A 15,431-nucleotide genomic window follows, 5' to 3' on the forward strand; every position below is an offset into this window, starting at 1 on the left:
TTCCCTGCGTCTGGCTCAACAAGCGCTCCAAAGTCCGGCGGGATGTCGCGCGGACTGTAACCGGAGAACTGGTCACTCTCCAAAGTCGGTTGACTACAAAGAGTGGTTGAGAAGGGTGCCGGGGCTCCGCCGGGGCCGCTTCTCAGTAGCCGAAGGCGCGCGCGGTGTTGGCGGCCACGTGCTCTGCCAGCGAGTCTTCCGGCATCCCCTTCGTCTCGGCCATCGCGCGCAGCGTGACCGGAACGAGGTACGGCGCGTTCGGCCTTCCGCGGTACGGGGCCGGTGTGAGGAAGGGCGCGTCGGTCTCCACGAGGACCAGCTCGGGAGGCGCGACGGCGAGCGCGTCCCGCAGCGGCCGGGCGTTCTTGAACGTGACGTTCCCCGCGAACGACATGAACCAGCCCCGCGCGGCGCAGTGCCGGGCCATGTCCGCGTCGCCGGAGAAGCAGTGGAAGACGGTGCGTTCGGGCGCGCCCTCCTCGTCGAGGATGCGCAGCACGTCGGCGTGGGCGTCCCGGTCGTGGATGACCAGCGCACGCTCCTGCCGCTTGGCGATGGCGATGTGCTCGCGGAACGAGTACTGCTGCGAGGAGATCCCCTCCTCGCCCGTGCGGAAATAGTCCAGCCCGGTCTCGCCGACGGCGAGTACCTGCGGCAGCGCCGCCAGCTTCTCGATCTCCCCGAGGGACGAGTCCAGTTCGCCGCGCCCGGCGGCGCGGGGCGCCTCGTTGGGATGCAGAGCGACGGCCGCGTGCACCGCGGGGTGCGCGGCGGCGGTCTCCGCCGCCCAGCGGGAACGCTCCAGATCGCACCCGACCTGGACGAGCGTTGCGACCCCGACCGACGCCGCGGCGGCCACCGCCTCCTCCACGGAGGGCTCCTGCATGTCGAGATGCGTGTGCGAATCGGCCACCGGCACGCGGAGCGGTTCGGGCAGCGGCGGCGCCGGCTGCGGCTTCTGCTGCTGCGTGGAAGTCGGCATGGCGCGATCCTAGGTCGTACGGCGCGGGCCCCGGCGGGCGCGGGTCCGAGGGCCGGGCGTGCCCGGCGGTGACCGGAACTGCGGTTTCAGGCCCCGGGTCGGCGCACTTGCTTGCTTGCCTGCCTGCCTGCCTGCCGACCACTGGCCTCTGGCCGCCGGTCCCCGGCCCCGGCCGGTCGGCGCCCGGCGGTCACCCGCCCCCGCCGCCGCGGCCCCGGCCGCGCGGTCACGCGCGCTCCGCGTTCTTCGCCGCCACCACCGCGTCGAAGACCTCGCGCTTGGGCACGTTCACCTGCTGCGCCACCGCCGCGATCGCCTCCTTGCGGCGCTCCCCGGCCTCCTCGCGCACCGCGACCCTGCGGGCCAGTTCCGCGGCGTCCAGCTCCTCGCCGGAGCCCTCGGACGCACCGCCGACAACGACGGTGATCTCGCCCCGTACGCCCTCGGACGCCCAGTCGGCCAACTCGTCCAGCGGGCCGCGCCTGACCTCCTCGTACGTCTTGGTCAGCTCGCGGCACACCGCGGCGGGCCGCTCGCCGCCGAAGGTCTCCGCCATGACCCGCAGCGTCTCCTCCAGCCGTCGCGGCGACTCGAAGTACACGAGGGTGCGGCGTTCGTCCGCGGCCTCGCGCAGCCGGGTCCGTCTCTCGCCCGCCTTGCGCGGCAGGAAACCCTCGAAGCAGAACCTGTCGACGGGAAGCCCGGAGACCGCCAGCGCCGTCAGCACGGCGGACGGCCCCGGCACCGCCGTGACGCCCACGCCCCGCTCCACCGCGGCCGCCACCAGCCGGTAGCCCGGGTCGGACACGGACGGCATGCCCGCGTCCGTCACCAGCAGCACACGCGATCCGGTCTCCAGCGCCTCCGCCAACTCGGCCGTGCGGGCGGCCTCGTTGCCCTCGAAGTACGACACGATCCGTCCTCGCGGAGTGACCTCCAGCGCCTGCGTGAGGCGCCGCAGCCGCCGGGTGTCCTCGGCGGCGACGACGTCGGCCGCCTCGAGTTCGCGTGCGAGGCGCGGCGGTGCGTCCGCGACGTCCCCGATGGGTGTTCCGGCCAGTACGAGCGTCCCTGTCACCGCCCCATCCTCGCAGGGGCGACGGAAGCAACGGGATCCCCGGCCCGGCTCCCCACGGCCGCCGCCCCCGCCGCCCCGCTGCCTCCGTCGCCTTCGCTGCCCCCGCCGCCTCAGCCGCCCCGCGGAACGCTCCCGGCACAGTGGTGCACAGCGGTACACACCGGCGCCACGGGGCTCTCGGCGGTTGCGCGGAGTTCGCGTGGCGGCACTCACGCACCTGCCGGTTCCCTACGATGGCCCGGTGACGACCAGCGAGACCGCCGCGGAGAGCCGGCCCGCGCAGCCCCAGGATGCTCAGCCCACGTGGCAGGCCCGCCTGCGCCGCTTCGGCTACTCGGCACGTCCCCGGGTCGGCACCCGCGAGCGCCTGGTGCAGCCGTTCCCGAAGCCGGACCTGCGCTTCGGCGCCGTCTTCGGGCTCTCGCCGCTCGCCGCCGCCCGCCTCGCGCGCTGGTCCGCCTGGGGTGCGCCCCTCCTGGTCGCGCTCGTCGCCGGGGTGCTGCGCTTCTGGCAGCTGGGCTCGCCGCACGCCGTCATATTCGACGAGACGTACTACGCGAAGGACGCCTGGTCCCTTCTCCAGTACGGCTACGAGGGCAGCTGGCCGGACAAGGCCAACGACAAGATCCTCGCGCCGGACCAGAACATTCCGCTCTCGCCCGAGGGCGCCTACGTCGTGCACCCGCCCGCCGGGAAGTGGGTCATCGCGCTCGGCGAGGCGATGTTCCAGCTGAACCCCTTCGGGTGGCGTTTCATGACGGCGGTGCTCGGCACGCTGTCGGTGCTGATGCTGTGCCGCATCGGCAGGCGCCTGTTCCGCTCCACCGCACTGGGCTGCCTCGCCGGCGCGCTGATGGCCGTGGACGGCCTGCACTTCGTGATGAGCCGCACGGCTCTGCTCGACCTGGTGCTGATGTTCTGGGTGCTGGCCGCGTTCGGCTGCCTGCTGCTGGACCGGGACAGAACCCGGACGAAGCTCGCGGACGCCCTGCCGCCGGCGGCGTCCGCGGACGCGCCCGTGGGAGCCCGGCCCGGAAACGGCCACGCGGGCTCCGCGGCGGCGGCACCCCCGTACGCCGAAGGCCCCGACGTGCGCCCCGACCCGGAAACCGGTGCGCGGCTTCGCTTCGGTCTGCGTCCCTGGCGGCTGGCCGCCGGGCTCTGCCTCGGCCTCGGCTTCGCCACCAAGTGGAACGGGCTGTACATCCTTGCGGCGTTCGGGCTCCTCACCGTCCTGTGGGACATGGGCGCCCGCCGCACGGCAGGAGCCCCGCGGCCCTTCCTCGCGGTGCTCCGCCGGGACGCGCTCCCGGCGTTCGCCTCCACGGTCGCCGTCGCGTTCGTCACCTACGTCGCGTCCTGGGCGGGCTGGTTCGCCACCTCCGGCGGCTACTTCCGCGACTGGGCGGAGAAGGACGGCGCCGGAGGCCCGTGGGGGTGGCTGCCCGGGCCGCTGCGGAGCCTGTGGCACTACGAGTCGGAGGTCTACGACTTCCACGTCGGCCTGACCTCCGGCCACACGTACGAGTCGAATCCCTGGAGCTGGCTGATCCTCGGCCGTCCCGTCTCGTACTTCTACGAGTCGCCGAAGGCGGGCCGCGACGGCTGCACCGACCAGGGCGAGGGCTGCGCCCGCGAAGTGCTCGCGCTGGGCACGCCGTTGCTGTGGTGGGCGGCCTGTTTCGCGGTGCTGTACGCGGTCTACCGCTGGCTGCTGCGGCGCGACTGGCGCGCGGGCGCCGTACTGTGCGGCATCGCCGCGGGCTACCTGCCGTGGTTCATGTACCAGGAGCGGACGATCTTCCTCTTCTACGCGGTCGTCTTCGTGCCGTTCCTCTGTCTGGCGCTGTCCATGATGATCGGCGCACTCGCGGGCCCGCCGGGCGTGAGCGAGCGCAGACGCACCGGCGGCATCGTCGCCTCGGGCGTGCTCGTCCTGCTCATCGTGTGGAACTTCGTGTACTTCTGGCCGATCTACACGGGCCAGACGATCCCCATGGACGCCTGGCGCGACCGCATGTGGTTCGAGACCTGGATCTGACGGACGCGGGGGCGGAGGCGCGGCCGGGGGCCGTCGAGGCCGAGCCCTGACGGGGGTGCGACGTGTTGAAGCGGGCCGCGGCACCTCTCCCGACGCCAGGTCGGTAGAGGCACCGGGGCCCGTTTCCGTGATCGCTGATCGCTGGTCACGGACTACTGGTCAGCGATCAGCGGTGGCCGTCCGGTGGCTCAGTTGCAGCCGGGGCCGGTGAGGGGGTTGCTGCAGGCGTTGCGGCCGGGCCCGCCGTCGTTGGTGTTGGTGCCGGCGCCCCCGTCGAGGGCGTCGTTGCCACCTTCGCCGAACAGCATGTCGTTGCCGTTTCCGCCGGTGAGGACGTCCCTGCCGTCTCCGCCCTCGATCCGGTCGTCGCCGCTTCCGCCGTTGAGGGCGTCGTTGCCGGCGGCGCCGCAGATGAGGTCGTTGCCGCCGCGGCCGTCGACCACGTCGTTACCGGCGAAAGCGAAGATCACGTCATTGCCCGGGGTGCCGTTGAGGATGTCGGGGCCGTTGGTGCCGGTGATGGTGGGCGTCGCGGTCGCGCAGGCCGTCGTCCCTCCGGACTCGTAGGTGATCTTCACCTGGGCCGGACCGGTGGCAGGTCCGGAGCTGCCGCCCGACGGCACGAGGTTCGATCCGCCACCGCCACCACCGGGGCCCTGGGTGCTGACACCGATCCCGTTGCAGCCGCCTCCTCCGCCGCCGCCGAACCAGCCACCGCCCCCGCCGCCGGCCCCGATCAAGCCCCCGCCGTCGCCGCCGTCACCGCCAGTGCCCGCGGTTCCGGCCGTACCGCCGGCGGCGCATGCGGCTCCGCCCGTGCCGCCGGCTGCCTGGGTGCCGCCGCCACCGCCCTGCCCGCTGAGCGCTCTGTCGCCGCCGTCATCCCCGGTGTTTCCGGCGTCCCCGCCGGTGGCCTCGGGATTGGTGATGAGGGAGCTGAAGCCGGCGCCGCCTCCTCCGCCGCCGCCCGCGACGATGAGGCGGGGGTCGGTGGCCGGGACGCCGGTCAGGACACAGCCGACGCTGGCCGAACTGCAGGTGCTGACGTCGCTGGAACCGCCGCCGTCGCCGCCGCCACCGCTCGGCAGCGGACCGCCGCCGTCGCCGCCACCCGTGTCGACGTTGACGTAGAGGGTCGAGCCGGCCGTCGCGGGGACAGTGCTGGTGACGGTGGCGGCGTCCCCGCCCTGCCCGCCGAAGGGCCCGTCCTCGCCGTCGGCGCCGGTGGCGGTGATGGTCAGCTCGGTCACGCCCGCCGGGACGGTGAAGGGCTGGTTGGCGCCGGGGCCGAAGGTGACGGTCGTCGGCGCCGCCGCCGATGCGGGCGTGGCCGCCGGGAGCACCAGCAGCGCCGCGGGCAGGGCTGCTGTGGCGAGCAGGGTGGCGGCTCGTCGGGCCGGGCGCCGCCTGCGTGCATCGGCGGCGCTGTGATCACGTGGTGGGAGTACTGCAGTGCGCAGGGTCGGTCTCATGATCGGGGGCCTCCTCGGTCAGAGGGCGTGGCCGCGGGACAGGCCACGGACGTGGGTTGCTCCGACCCCTGTCGGGGCCGCGCCCGCTGATCAACCCACACCCTCCAGTGCGGCTCCCCATAGGCACACCGGCGTGGGCACCGGTGTCCGCCGGACAGCAGTTACCCGGCCGTCAACTGCGATGCGAGGCGGGTCACCGGGCCGCTCGCCTGTCCTCACCCGTCCCGGCCCGCAACCCCGCCGTGCGGCGGCTGGCGGGGAGGAGAAGCCCGGACCGGGCCCTGCTCGGGACCTGAATACGAGGGGTTCCGGAGCGGGCCCTCGGCCGGGCCTGAGGATGACCCCTCGAAGAAACCCGCGTGAATCGTGGGTGAAGCCAAGTGAAGGTACGTTGAGGCGGATTGGACACGGCAGCGGCTCCCGTAAGGTTCCGTTACGGTTCCCGCCCCCTGATCCGGTGATTATTCGAAACCGCATCCCGTCCATATGCTCCCGAACTCGGATACCGGGGGCACGTGATGTTGCGCGCGTGCTCTAGGGTGCCTCGGACAGGTCCTCGGCCGCATGGCTGAGGCGGGGTGGAGGGGCAGATTCTCAGATGCGTGACACTCACAAGATGGCGCTGATCGGAGGCGCCGCGGCAGTCGTCGTCGCCGCGACCGGCTTCGGCGTCTACGCACTCGTCGGAGGTGACGGCAGGGAAGGCGGCGGAAGTGTCGCCTCGTCCGATGGCGGCAACGAGGACAAGGCCGAGAAGGGCCCGCCGAGCGCCGCCGAGGTCCGTACGACCGCGAAGCGCTTCCTCACCGCCTGGTCCTCCGGCGACGCGAAGACCGCGGCCGGGCTCACCGACGACAAGGCGGAGGCGGCCCAGGCCCTGAAGGGCTTCCAGGAAGGCGCCCACATCGGCAAGGTCAAGATGTCGCCGGGTTCCGCTTCCGGCACGAAGGTGCCGTTCGACGTGACGGCGCAGATCTCCTACATGCAGCAGAGCTCCACGTGGTCCTACGCCTCCTCGCTGGAGGTCGTGCGGGACAAGAAGTCCGGCGACCCGGTCGTCGAGTGGAAGCCGTCGGTGCTGAACCCCAAGCTGAAGAAGGGCCAGTCCATAAAGACCGGCAAGGCGGGCACCCCGCCGATCAAGGCCGTCGACCGCAACGGTGCCGCCCTCACCAAGCAGGAGCACCCCATGCTGGGGAGCATCCTCGACGATCTGCGCAGGCGGTACGGCGACAAGACCGACGGCAAGCCCGGTGTCGAGACCCGCATCGTCGACGCCAAGGGCGAGGACACGGGCACCACCCTGCGCGTCCTGTCCAAGGGAACCCCCGGCACGCTGAAGACGACGCTCGACAAGGACATGCAGGTCGCGGCCGAGCAGTCCGTGAAGGGCAAGCCGAAGGCGGCTGCCGTGGCGGTCCAGCCGAGCACCGGTGAGGTGCGCGCCGTCGCCAACTCCCCTGCGGACAGCTACAACAACGCCATTCGCGGTTCCCTGGCGCCCGGCTCCACCATGAAGGTGGTCACCGCGGCGATGCTGCTCGACAAGGGGCTCGCCTCGCCCGGCAAGCAGCACCCGTGTCCCAAGTACATGGAGTACGGCGGCTGGAAGTTCCAGAACGACGACAAGTTCGAGATCAAGAACGGGACTTTCGCCGAGAGCTTCGCCCGCTCCTGCAACACCGCCTTCATCAGCCAGGCCAAGGAGATCGAGGACGACGACCTGACCAAGGAGGCCCGCGACGTCTTCGGCATCGGCCAGAACTGGCAGGTGGGCACCGGCACTTTCGACGGCAGCGTGCCCGTCCAGTCCGACGCGCAGATGGCCGCGTCGCTGATCGGTCAGGGTGCAGTGCGGATGAACCCGCTCAACATGGCGTCCGTGGCGGCGACGGTGCAGAGCGGCACGTTCAAGCAGCCGGTGATCGTCTCCCCGAGCCTGGACGACCGCACGATCGCGAAGGCCGCGCGCAGCATGAAGCCGCAGGTCCAAAGCGATCTGAAGGCCCTGATGAAGCTGACGGCCAGCAGCGGTACCGCCGCCAAGCCGATGGCCGGGCTCGGCGGTGACGTCGGCGCCAAGACCGGTTCGGCGGAGGTCGACGGGCAGAAGAAGCCGAACGCCTGGTTCACCGCGTACAGCGGCGACATCGCGGCGGCCGCCGTAGTTCCCGAGTCCGGACACGGAAACGAGAACGCCGGCCCGGTCGTGCGCAAGATCCTGGACGCCGCGGCGGGCTGATCCCGTCCGGGCGGCGGCGATCCGTCTCCCGGACAGTGCACCGGCACCGGCACAGGCACCGGCGCCCGCACCGGCAAACAGGTACATACGCGGCAACGGCGAGCGGTGCCCTCCTGGTTTCCCAGAGGGCACCGCTCGGTGTGTGTGCGGGCCTTAAGGGTGCGAGAGCCCTGCGGGGGCCGGGCCGAGAGCGGCAGGGCCCGGGAAACCGCCTCGCGCCTGACGTGCCCCGACGGGTAGCGTCCGTCCCATGAGCAAGGCGCCGACCGCCCACCCCCGCTTCTCCGAGGCCCTGTCCGCCCTCGGCCTGGACGACGTCGAGATCCGTGCCTTTCCGGACGCCACCCGCACCGCGGCGCAGGCGGCCGAAGCCGTCGGATGCGAGTTGAGCCAGATCGTCAAGTCGCTGGTCTTCGAGGCCGACGGCGAACCCGTCCTCGTCCTCATGGACGGCGCCTCACGCGTCGATGTCGCCCTCGTACGGGTTGAGTTGGATGCCCGGACGGTGAGCCGCGCCGGAGCGGACCTCGTGCGGAGGGCCACCGGATACGCGATCGGCGGCGTGCCGCCCTTCGGCCACGTCAGCAGGATGCGGGTGCTCGCCGACCGGGGCCTGCTCGCGCACGGGACCGTCTGGGCCGCCGCGGGCACCCCGCACACCGTCTTCGCCCTCGCCCCTGGGGAGTTGATCGCGCACGCCCGCGGATCGGTCGTGGACGTACGCGAGCAGACCGCCGGCGTTCCGTGACGCCCCTCGTCGTCGGGGCGGTGCTGGTCGCCGCGGTCACACACGCCTCCTGGAACGCGCTCGCCCACAACATCAAGGACCAGCTGCTCGCGTTCACCCTCGTCGGCTTCGGCGGAGCTCTGTGCGGGCTCGCCCTCGCGTTCTTCGTGCCGGTGCCGGCGAAGGAGGCATGGCCCGCTCTGGGCTTCTCCGCGGCGCTGCACGTCGTCTACCAGCTGCTGCTGATGCGCTCGTTCCGGCTCGGCGACTTCGGCCAGATGTACCCGGTCGCGAGGGGCACGGCCCCGCTCGTCGTCACGGTCCTCGCCGCCGTCTTCCTCCAGGAGCTGCCGGACGCCTGGCAGTTGACGGGAGTGGCGGTCGCCTCGGCGGGGCTGCTCGCCGTCGCGCTGTGGGGGATACGGGGGAGGAGCGGCCGGGCGGGGGCCGTCGGCCGTGAAGCCTCGGCCCCGCGGAAGTCCCCCGAGCCCGTGGCCCGTTCCGGCTCGTCCCAACGCCCGGCTTCGACCGGCTCCGTCGAGCGCCCGGCTTCGACCGGCTGCGTCGAGCCCGCGGCCTGTTCCGGCTCGTCCGAGGGCCCGGCTTCGACCGGCTCCGCTGAGCCCGCGGCCTGTTCCGGCTCCGCTGAGCCCGCGGCCCGTCCTGGCCCCTCCGAGGGCCCGGCCTCCTCCGGGCCGTCTGCTTCTTCGCCCTCCGCCTCCTCGCGGCTGCCCGCGCTGATCGCCGCCGTCGCGACCGGCCTGGCCATCGCCTCTTACACCGTCGTCGACGGGGCCGGGGTGCGTGCCTCCGGCTCCGCGCTCGGATACGTGGCCTGGCTGATGATGCTCCAGAGCCTCGTCATCCCCGCGTACGCCGCGGCCAGCCGCCGGGGCCTGCTCCTCGCCCAGCTGCGGCCCCTCGCGTGGCGGGGCATCACGGCCGGCGTGCTGTCGCTGGCGGCCTACGGGCTCGTGCTGTGGGCGCAGACCCGCGCACCCCTCGCACCGGTCGCCGCCCTGCGCGAGTCCTCGATCATCGCGGGCGCGGCCATAGGCGCGCTGTTCTTCAAGGAGCGCTTCGGCGCTCCGCGCGTGGCCGCGTCCGCGCTGATGGTGGGCGGTATCGCCCTGATGCTGCACGGAAGCTGAGGCCGGCAGCACCCTCGTCGAGCTCACTCCGCGGCGGCGTCCCGGCCGCCCGGCGGGCTCCCTGCCCCGCGGGGATCAGACGGCCGCAGGCACGTGCGTACCCTGGAGGGCTGATGCCGGGCCGACGGCCCGGAGCCAGGGTGGGACCCATTCCGAATGCCGGGTGGTGTCCCCGAGGCCGGAGGTCAGGTGGGGTTCCCCATGCCGAAGGCCGGGTGGGGTTCCCCCGCGCCGAAGTCCAGGTGGGGTTCCCCATGCCGAAGGCCAGGGGAGAGACAGGAGTGAGATGGCCGTAAACCTCGTCAATCTGGAAGCCGTGGGCAAGGTCTACGGCACCCGGACGCTGCTCGACGGCGTCTCGCTCGGTGTGAGCGAGGGCGACCGCATCGGCGTCGTGGGGAGGAACGGGGACGGCAAGACCACGCTGATCCGGCTGCTGTCGAAACTGGAGCCCGCCGACGACGGACGCGTGACGCACTCGGGCGGCCTGCGTCTGGGCGTGCTGTCCCAGCACGACTCGCTCGACCCGGCCGCGACCGTACGGCACGAGGTCGTCGGTGACATGGCCGACCACGAGTGGGCCGGGGACTCCCGGATCCGCGACGTGCTGACCGGGCTGTTCGGCGGTCTGGGTCTGCCCGGCTTCCCGCAGGGCCTCGACACCGTCGTCGGACCGCTCTCCGGAGGCGAGCGGCGCCGCATCGCTCTCGCCCAACTGCTCATCGCCGAGCAGGACTTGATCGTCCTGGACGAGCCCACCAACCATCTGGACGTGGAAGGGATCGCCTGGCTCGCCCGCCATCTGCGCGCACGCCGCTCCGCGCTGGTGTGCGTGACCCACGACCGCTGGTTCCTCGACCAGGTCTGCACCCGGATGTGGGACGTGCAGCGCGGCTCGGTGCACGAGTACGAAGGGGGCTACTCGGACTACGTCTTCGCCCGCGCCGAGCGCGAACGGATCGCGGCGCAGGAGGAGACCAAGCGCAAGAACCTGGTGCGCAAGGAGCTCGCCTGGCTGCGCCGCGGTGCACCCGCCCGCACCAGCAAGCCCCGCTTCCGCGTCGAGGCCGCCAACGCGCTCATCTCCGACGAACCGCCGCCGCGGAACGACGCGGAGCTGATGCGGTTCGCCAATTCCCGCCTGGGCAAGACCGTCTTCGACCTCGAGGGCGTCACCGTGCAGGCGGGGCCCAAGGTGCTGCTCAAGCATCAGACGTGGCAGCTGGGGCCCGGCGACCGGATCGGCCTCGTCGGCGTCAACGGCTCCGGCAAGACGTCGCTGCTGAAGGCTCTCTCGGCGGCGGCGCACAGCGGCGGCGAGGAGCAGTCGGAGCTGGTGACGGGCGGCCGCGTCAAGGTGGGCAGGACGGTGAAGCTGGCGTATCTCTCGCAGGAGGTCGCCGAGTTGGACGACAAGCTCCGCGTGCTGGAGGCCGTCGAGCAGATCCGCTCGCGCGTCGACCTCGGCAAGGGCCGGGAGATGACGGCGTCGCAGCTGTGCGAGCGCTTCGGCTTCGTCAAGGAGAAGCAGTGGACGCCGGTCGCAGACCTCTCGGGTGGTGAGCGCCGCCGGCTGCAGATCCTGCGTCTGCTGATGGACGAGCCCAATGTGCTCTTCCTGGACGAGCCGACCAACGACCTGGACATCGAGACCCTTTCGCAGCTGGAGGACCTGCTGGACGGCTGGCCGGGTTCGCTGGTGGTCATCTCCCACGACAGGTTCTTCATCGAGCGCACGACGGACCGCGTGTACGCGCTGCTGGGGGACGGCGCCCTGCGGATGCTGCCGCGCGGCATCGACGAGTATCTGGAACGGCGCGCACGGCAGAGCGAGGCGGCGCAGCCGGGCGTGAACGCGCCTGCCCGCTCCGGCGCTTCGGGCAGGTCCTCCCAGTCATCCCCGTCATCCCGGTCTTCGGCCAAGTCGTCGCCGTCAGCGGCGGCTTCGTCCCGGCCCGCGTCCTCGTCCGCGTCGTCGGCGGGCGCACAGGCGCGCAAGCCGGCGGCGGTTGCGCGCGCCGGGCAGAAGGAGATGCAGCGCATCGAGCGTCAGCTGGAGCGCGTCGAGAAGAAGCAGTCCGAGCTGCACGAGGCGCTCGCCGAGCACGCAACGGACTTCGAGCGTGTCGCCGGACTCGACGCCGAACTGCGCGAACTGGACTCGCAGCGTGAGGAGTTGGAGTCGCGCTGGCTGGAGCTGGCCGAGGACGGCTGACGCGTGCGGCGCCGGACGGGCGTCGGACTGGTGCCGGACGGGCATGGACGGGCACGGACGGGTGCAGGCACCGGCGCTCAGGCGCAGGCAGGCGCTCACACGCGGCGGTCGCGCGGGGGCCACGACCGCCGTCCCGGCGACGTGCGTCCGGGATGCGGCCCGGTGCGCCGCGCCGGGGCTGCGTCCGGCGGGCAACCGGTGCGTGCCACGGCGAGACGTGGGGCGGCAGCCGTCCGTTCCGCATACCGGGAAGTACTCGGGGTTCGCTAACGGCCGCGCAACGTAAGCGTTTCGGGGCCGTCTCTTCCGCTGCTTCGGGGCGGGAACCGGACCGCCGTTTCGCAGTGTCCGGTGATAGAAAGACATCCGCGCACAAGCCAGCCGAAGGCGGACCTGATGTCCGAATCGCTCCGCCCTACGGGGGTTTGAGGGGTGGACGTCCGGTCTGATCGTCCAACGAGGGAATCGCTCATGTCGCAGCCGCCTCCGCCCCCCGGTCAGCCCCCCAGAGGGGACTCACCCGACCCCGAGAAGTCCGAGGAGTCCCCCGGTCTGGAGAAGAAGGACTCCGGAGCCGGGCAGTCGTCCCCCTCCCAGGGTGAGACGCCCCAGCAGCCCGCACAGCCTCCGTCGGGCGGATTCGGCGCACCGCCGCAGCCACCGGCGGGCGGCTACGGCTATCCGCAGCAGCAGCAGCCGTCCGGTGGATTCGGCGCTCCGCCGTCGCAGCCCCCCGGCGGTTACGGCTACCCGCAGCAACCGCCCGGGGGCGGGGGCGGCTACGCCTACCCCCAGCAGCCCCCGCAGGGCGCGGGTTACGGCTACCCGCAACAGCCGCCGCAGGGCGCGGGCTACGGCTACCCGCAGCAGCCGGGTCAGCCCTACGGCCAGCCCTACGGCCAGGGTCCGGGCATGTACCCGACGGCGGCGCCCTACGGACCCGGCGGCCCCGGAGCCCCGGGCGGCGGCGGCAACGGCAAGGTGATCGCCATCGTCGCGGCCGCAGTCGCTGTGGTCGTCGCGGTCGTCACCGTCGGCATCTTCCTGTTGAACCAGGACGACAACACGGAGGCCGGGGGCGAGAAGAAGACCGGCACGAACGACGGGGGCGGCGGCAAGCCGGCATCCACCGAGGGCAGGGAGCTGTTCAAGATCCCCTCGCCGAAGCTCTCGGAGGAGGACACCGCGAGCGTCCCCGGTGCGTGGGCCACCGACAAGATCTTCGCCAAGAGCACCCTCGGCGGCATCATCGGCATGGACGCGGCCAGCGGAAAGCAGGCCTGGAAGATCTCCCTCGACGGCCAGATCTGCGCCGCCTCCCGGCAGTCGACGGACGACGGGAAGGCGGCGGTGGTCGTCGCCGAGACCAAGTCCTCGCGCGCCAAGTGCAATCAGCTGGCCGTCGTCGACCTGAACGAGGGCAAGAAGGTCTGGCAGGACAAGATGCCCAACAGCGAGGCCGCCACCTCGCTGGGCATGAGTATGTCCATCGGCAAGGACGTCGTCGCGGCCAAGTGGATCGGCGGCTCGGTGGCGTACAAGTTGTCGGGCGGCGCCCCGCTGTGGAAGACCCAGGGCACCACAGGCACCGGCGGTTGCGACCACGAGGGCTTCGCGGGTGGCAAGGAGCTGATGGCGGTCGTGCAGTGCGGCAGCTACGGCGACCCGGACCTGAAGGTGCAGAAGCTCAATCCGAAGACGGGCAAGGCGAATTGGGAGTTCGACGTTCCCAAGGGCGTGCAGACCGCCCGGATCGTCTCCGCCGACCCCGTCGTCATCGCGGTCGGAGCCGGCTCCAGTTCGGCCACCGACGTCATGACGGTCGGCGAGGACGAGAAGCTCAAGGCCAAGATCTCCCTGGGCGACAACAAGTACGAGCCGGGGTGCAGCACAGGCGTCGAGTCGTGCGCGTCCGTCGTCGTGGACCAGGACTACGTCTATCTCCCGTCGGCGAGGCACCAGGGCGACTCGGCCTCCACCAACGAGATCATCGCCTTCGACATCAACACCGGCAGCCCCAAGTGGAAGTCGGACGCCGGTGAGAGGCGCACCATCGTCCCCGTCGGCATGCAGGACGGCAAGCTGATCGCGTACAAGAAGCCGACCTACGACGCGGGCGGACAGGTCGTCGCGGTCGACCCGGGCGCGCAGGGCAAGCAGGAGCTGTACATGCGCAACCCCGACGACAGCGCCGAGGACGAGAACAACATCGCCGGCATCACCATGCGGGAACCCCCCATCTACAAGAACGGGCGTTTCTTCATCCACCAGACCCTCATCTCGAAGCGGAGCAGCACCAGTTACGGCAAGTACCTGGGAATCGGCTTCGGAGCCGAATGACCCTGATGCCCCTGGCGACCAGGGTGAAGGCGGTTTTCTGCACGCAGGCCGCGGAGGACTGATCACAGTTCGTCCGCCGTTCCTCCCACTTCTCCCCCCGAAGCGGCCCGGAACGGCGGACGAACGTGTAGCTTCCGGGAGCACAGGAGGGGCCGTTCCCTTGCGCCCCCGGGCCACCCGGGCCCCAGGGGGCCCTGAGGGGCGCCCGCAGGGAGCTGCGTGGGGGGTTGTTGCGCATGAGCGTCCGGCTCATGGTGGTTGACGAGCACAGACTGCTCGCCGAGGCGCTCGCCTCGGCGCTGAAACTGCGCGGCCACCGGGTGCTGGCGGCCGCCGCTCCCAGCGCGGGTGCGGCGGACCTCGTGCTGAGCAGGGCGCCGGAAGTCTGTCTGCTGGGTACGGCCGCGCCCGCGGAGCACGGCGTCTTCGACCCGGTGGTGCGGATCAAGCGCGAGAAGCCGCAGATCGCGGTGGTGGTGCTGGGCCCGGTTCCCAGCCCGCGCGGGGTGGCCAGTGCCTTCGCCGCCGGGGCGTCCGGCTACGTACGCCACGACGAGCGCATCGAAGGCGTCGAGCGCGCCATGATGAAGGCACGGGCGGGGGACGTGGCGGTCTCGCCGCAGCTGCTCCAGGAGTCCTTCGCGGACCTGCTCAACCCGGCACCGGAACCCGACGACGAGGGCGCCCGGCTCCTGCAGCTCCTCACGCGCCGCGAGGTGGAGGTGCTGATGCGGGTGGCCGAGGGGGAGGACACCCGGCTGATCGCCACGGGTATGCGGATAGCGCCGAGCACCGCACGTACGCACGTGCAGCGGGTGCTGATGAAGCTCGGCGTCGGGTCCCGGCTGGAAGCGGCGGCGCTGGCGGCCCGCACGGGTCTGCTGGAGCGGGCGTACGAGCCGGCCGCAGGCGAGGAGTGACCGGCCCGCTCCTTGCCCGCGACTGAACGAACCGCGCCCGCACACCGGGGCGAACCGTGTCTGCACGCCGGGGAGTCCGGCGTCCGCGCGCCGGGGCGAACCGCGGGTATCGCGGCGGCGCGTGCTGAACCTCGATCGCCGATGCCGCATATGTACCGTATGCGCCTACATTCCGAACGACCGTTGCGGTTCAGCTCTGTTGGTCTCTGATTTCTTGTGTGCGATTATGTTGGCGATGAGGGCGGCCGGACGGTGAGGAGCGG

10 protein-coding genes are annotated in these 15,431 nt (G+C 71.9%); 7 read left to right on the plus strand and 3 right to left on the minus strand.

Features of this window, described 5'->3' with window-relative positions:
* Positions 1 to 142 precede the first annotated feature (142 nt).
* Both H180DRAFT_RS02745 and rsmI read right to left on the minus strand, forming a co-directional pair.
* Positions 143 to 982, minus strand: coding sequence for a TatD family hydrolase (locus tag H180DRAFT_RS02745; protein ID WP_055484284.1), 840 nt, complete (start codon positions 980 to 982; stop codon positions 143 to 145).
* Positions 983 to 1,208: 226 nt separating this feature from the next.
* A complete protein-coding gene (gene rsmI / locus H180DRAFT_RS02750; protein WP_055484285.1) occupies positions 1,209 to 2,060 on the minus strand; it encodes a 16S rRNA (cytidine(1402)-2'-O)-methyltransferase in 852 nt (283 codons plus the stop codon).
* A gap of 241 nt (positions 2,061 to 2,301) precedes the next feature.
* Here rsmI and H180DRAFT_RS02755 point away from each other — a divergent pair, with 241 nt between their 5' ends.
* The gene (locus H180DRAFT_RS02755; RefSeq protein WP_055484496.1) at positions 2,302 to 4,101 is read left to right on the plus strand and encodes a dolichyl-phosphate-mannose--protein mannosyltransferase; all 1,800 of its coding nucleotides are present in this window, start codon (positions 2,302 to 2,304) and stop codon (positions 4,099 to 4,101) included.
* A 188-nt stretch (positions 4,102 to 4,289) separates the two neighbouring features.
* Here the strand turns inward: H180DRAFT_RS02755 and H180DRAFT_RS30735 are convergent, their stop codons facing one another.
* Positions 4,290 to 5,573 carry a calcium-binding protein gene (locus tag H180DRAFT_RS30735; protein ID WP_139151350.1) on the minus strand — a complete coding sequence of 428 codons (1,284 nt, stop codon included), beginning with the start codon at positions 5,571 to 5,573 and terminating at the stop codon, positions 4,290 to 4,292.
* A gap of 598 nt (positions 5,574 to 6,171) precedes the next feature.
* Here H180DRAFT_RS30735 and H180DRAFT_RS02765 point away from each other — a divergent pair.
* The 6 genes from H180DRAFT_RS02765 to H180DRAFT_RS02795 all read left to right on the plus strand — a co-directional run bounded on the left by H180DRAFT_RS02765 (position 6,172) and on the right by H180DRAFT_RS02795 (position 15,168).
* Complete coding sequence (locus H180DRAFT_RS02765; protein ID WP_175437707.1) at positions 6,172 to 7,815, plus strand: penicillin-binding transpeptidase domain-containing protein; 1,644 nt, start codon at positions 6,172 to 6,174, stop codon at positions 7,813 to 7,815.
* A gap of 250 nt (positions 7,816 to 8,065) precedes the next feature.
* The gene (locus H180DRAFT_RS02770) at positions 8,066 to 8,563 is read left to right on the plus strand and encodes a YbaK/EbsC family protein (RefSeq protein ID WP_055484287.1); all 498 of its coding nucleotides are present in this window, start codon (positions 8,066 to 8,068) and stop codon (positions 8,561 to 8,563) included.
* A complete protein-coding gene (locus H180DRAFT_RS30210; protein WP_055484288.1) occupies positions 8,560 to 9,693 on the plus strand; it encodes a DMT family transporter in 1,134 nt (377 codons plus the stop codon). The genes H180DRAFT_RS02770 and H180DRAFT_RS30210 overlap by 4 nt, the downstream gene beginning before the upstream one ends.
* Before the next feature lie 286 nt (positions 9,694 to 9,979).
* Positions 9,980 to 11,908: an ABC-F family ATP-binding cassette domain-containing protein gene (locus tag H180DRAFT_RS02785; RefSeq protein WP_055484289.1), complete on the plus strand. Its 1,929-nt coding sequence runs from the start codon at positions 9,980 to 9,982 to the stop codon at positions 11,906 to 11,908.
* A 471-nt stretch (positions 11,909 to 12,379) separates the two neighbouring features.
* On the plus strand, positions 12,380 to 14,248 hold the full coding sequence (locus H180DRAFT_RS30740; protein ID WP_055484290.1) for an outer membrane protein assembly factor BamB family protein: 1,869 nt from the start codon (positions 12,380 to 12,382) through the stop codon (positions 14,246 to 14,248).
* A 236-nt stretch (positions 14,249 to 14,484) separates the two neighbouring features.
* Positions 14,485 to 15,168, plus strand: coding sequence for a response regulator transcription factor (locus H180DRAFT_RS02795; protein WP_055484291.1), 684 nt, complete (start codon positions 14,485 to 14,487; stop codon positions 15,166 to 15,168).
* Positions 15,169 to 15,431 lie beyond the last annotated feature (263 nt).

It is taken from the genome of Streptomyces sp. WMMB 322 (assembly GCF_900090145.1).
Taxonomy (GTDB): Bacteria; Actinomycetota; Actinomycetes; order Streptomycetales; family Streptomycetaceae; genus Streptomyces.

Bases quoted from the DNA above. Each gene is read 5' to 3' on its own strand.
- H180DRAFT_RS02745 (WP_055484284.1), bottom strand. From the start codon at position 982: ATGCCGACTTCCACGCAGCAGCAGAAGCCGCAGCCGGCGCCGCCGCTG.
- H180DRAFT_RS30735 (WP_139151350.1), bottom strand. From the start codon at position 5,573: ATGAGACCGACCCTGCGCACTGCAGTACTCCCACCACGTGATCACAGC.
- H180DRAFT_RS02765 (WP_175437707.1), top strand. From the start codon at position 6,172: ATGCGTGACACTCACAAGATGGCGCTGATCGGAGGCGCCGCGGCAGTC.
- H180DRAFT_RS02770 (WP_055484287.1), top strand. From the start codon at position 8,066: ATGAGCAAGGCGCCGACCGCCCACCCCCGCTTCTCCGAGGCCCTGTCC.
- H180DRAFT_RS02785 (WP_055484289.1), top strand. From the start codon at position 9,980: ATGGCCGTAAACCTCGTCAATCTGGAAGCCGTGGGCAAGGTCTACGGC.
- H180DRAFT_RS30740 (WP_055484290.1), top strand. From the start codon at position 12,380: ATGTCGCAGCCGCCTCCGCCCCCCGGTCAGCCCCCCAGAGGGGACTCA.
- H180DRAFT_RS02795 (WP_055484291.1), top strand. From the start codon at position 14,485: ATGAGCGTCCGGCTCATGGTGGTTGACGAGCACAGACTGCTCGCCGAG.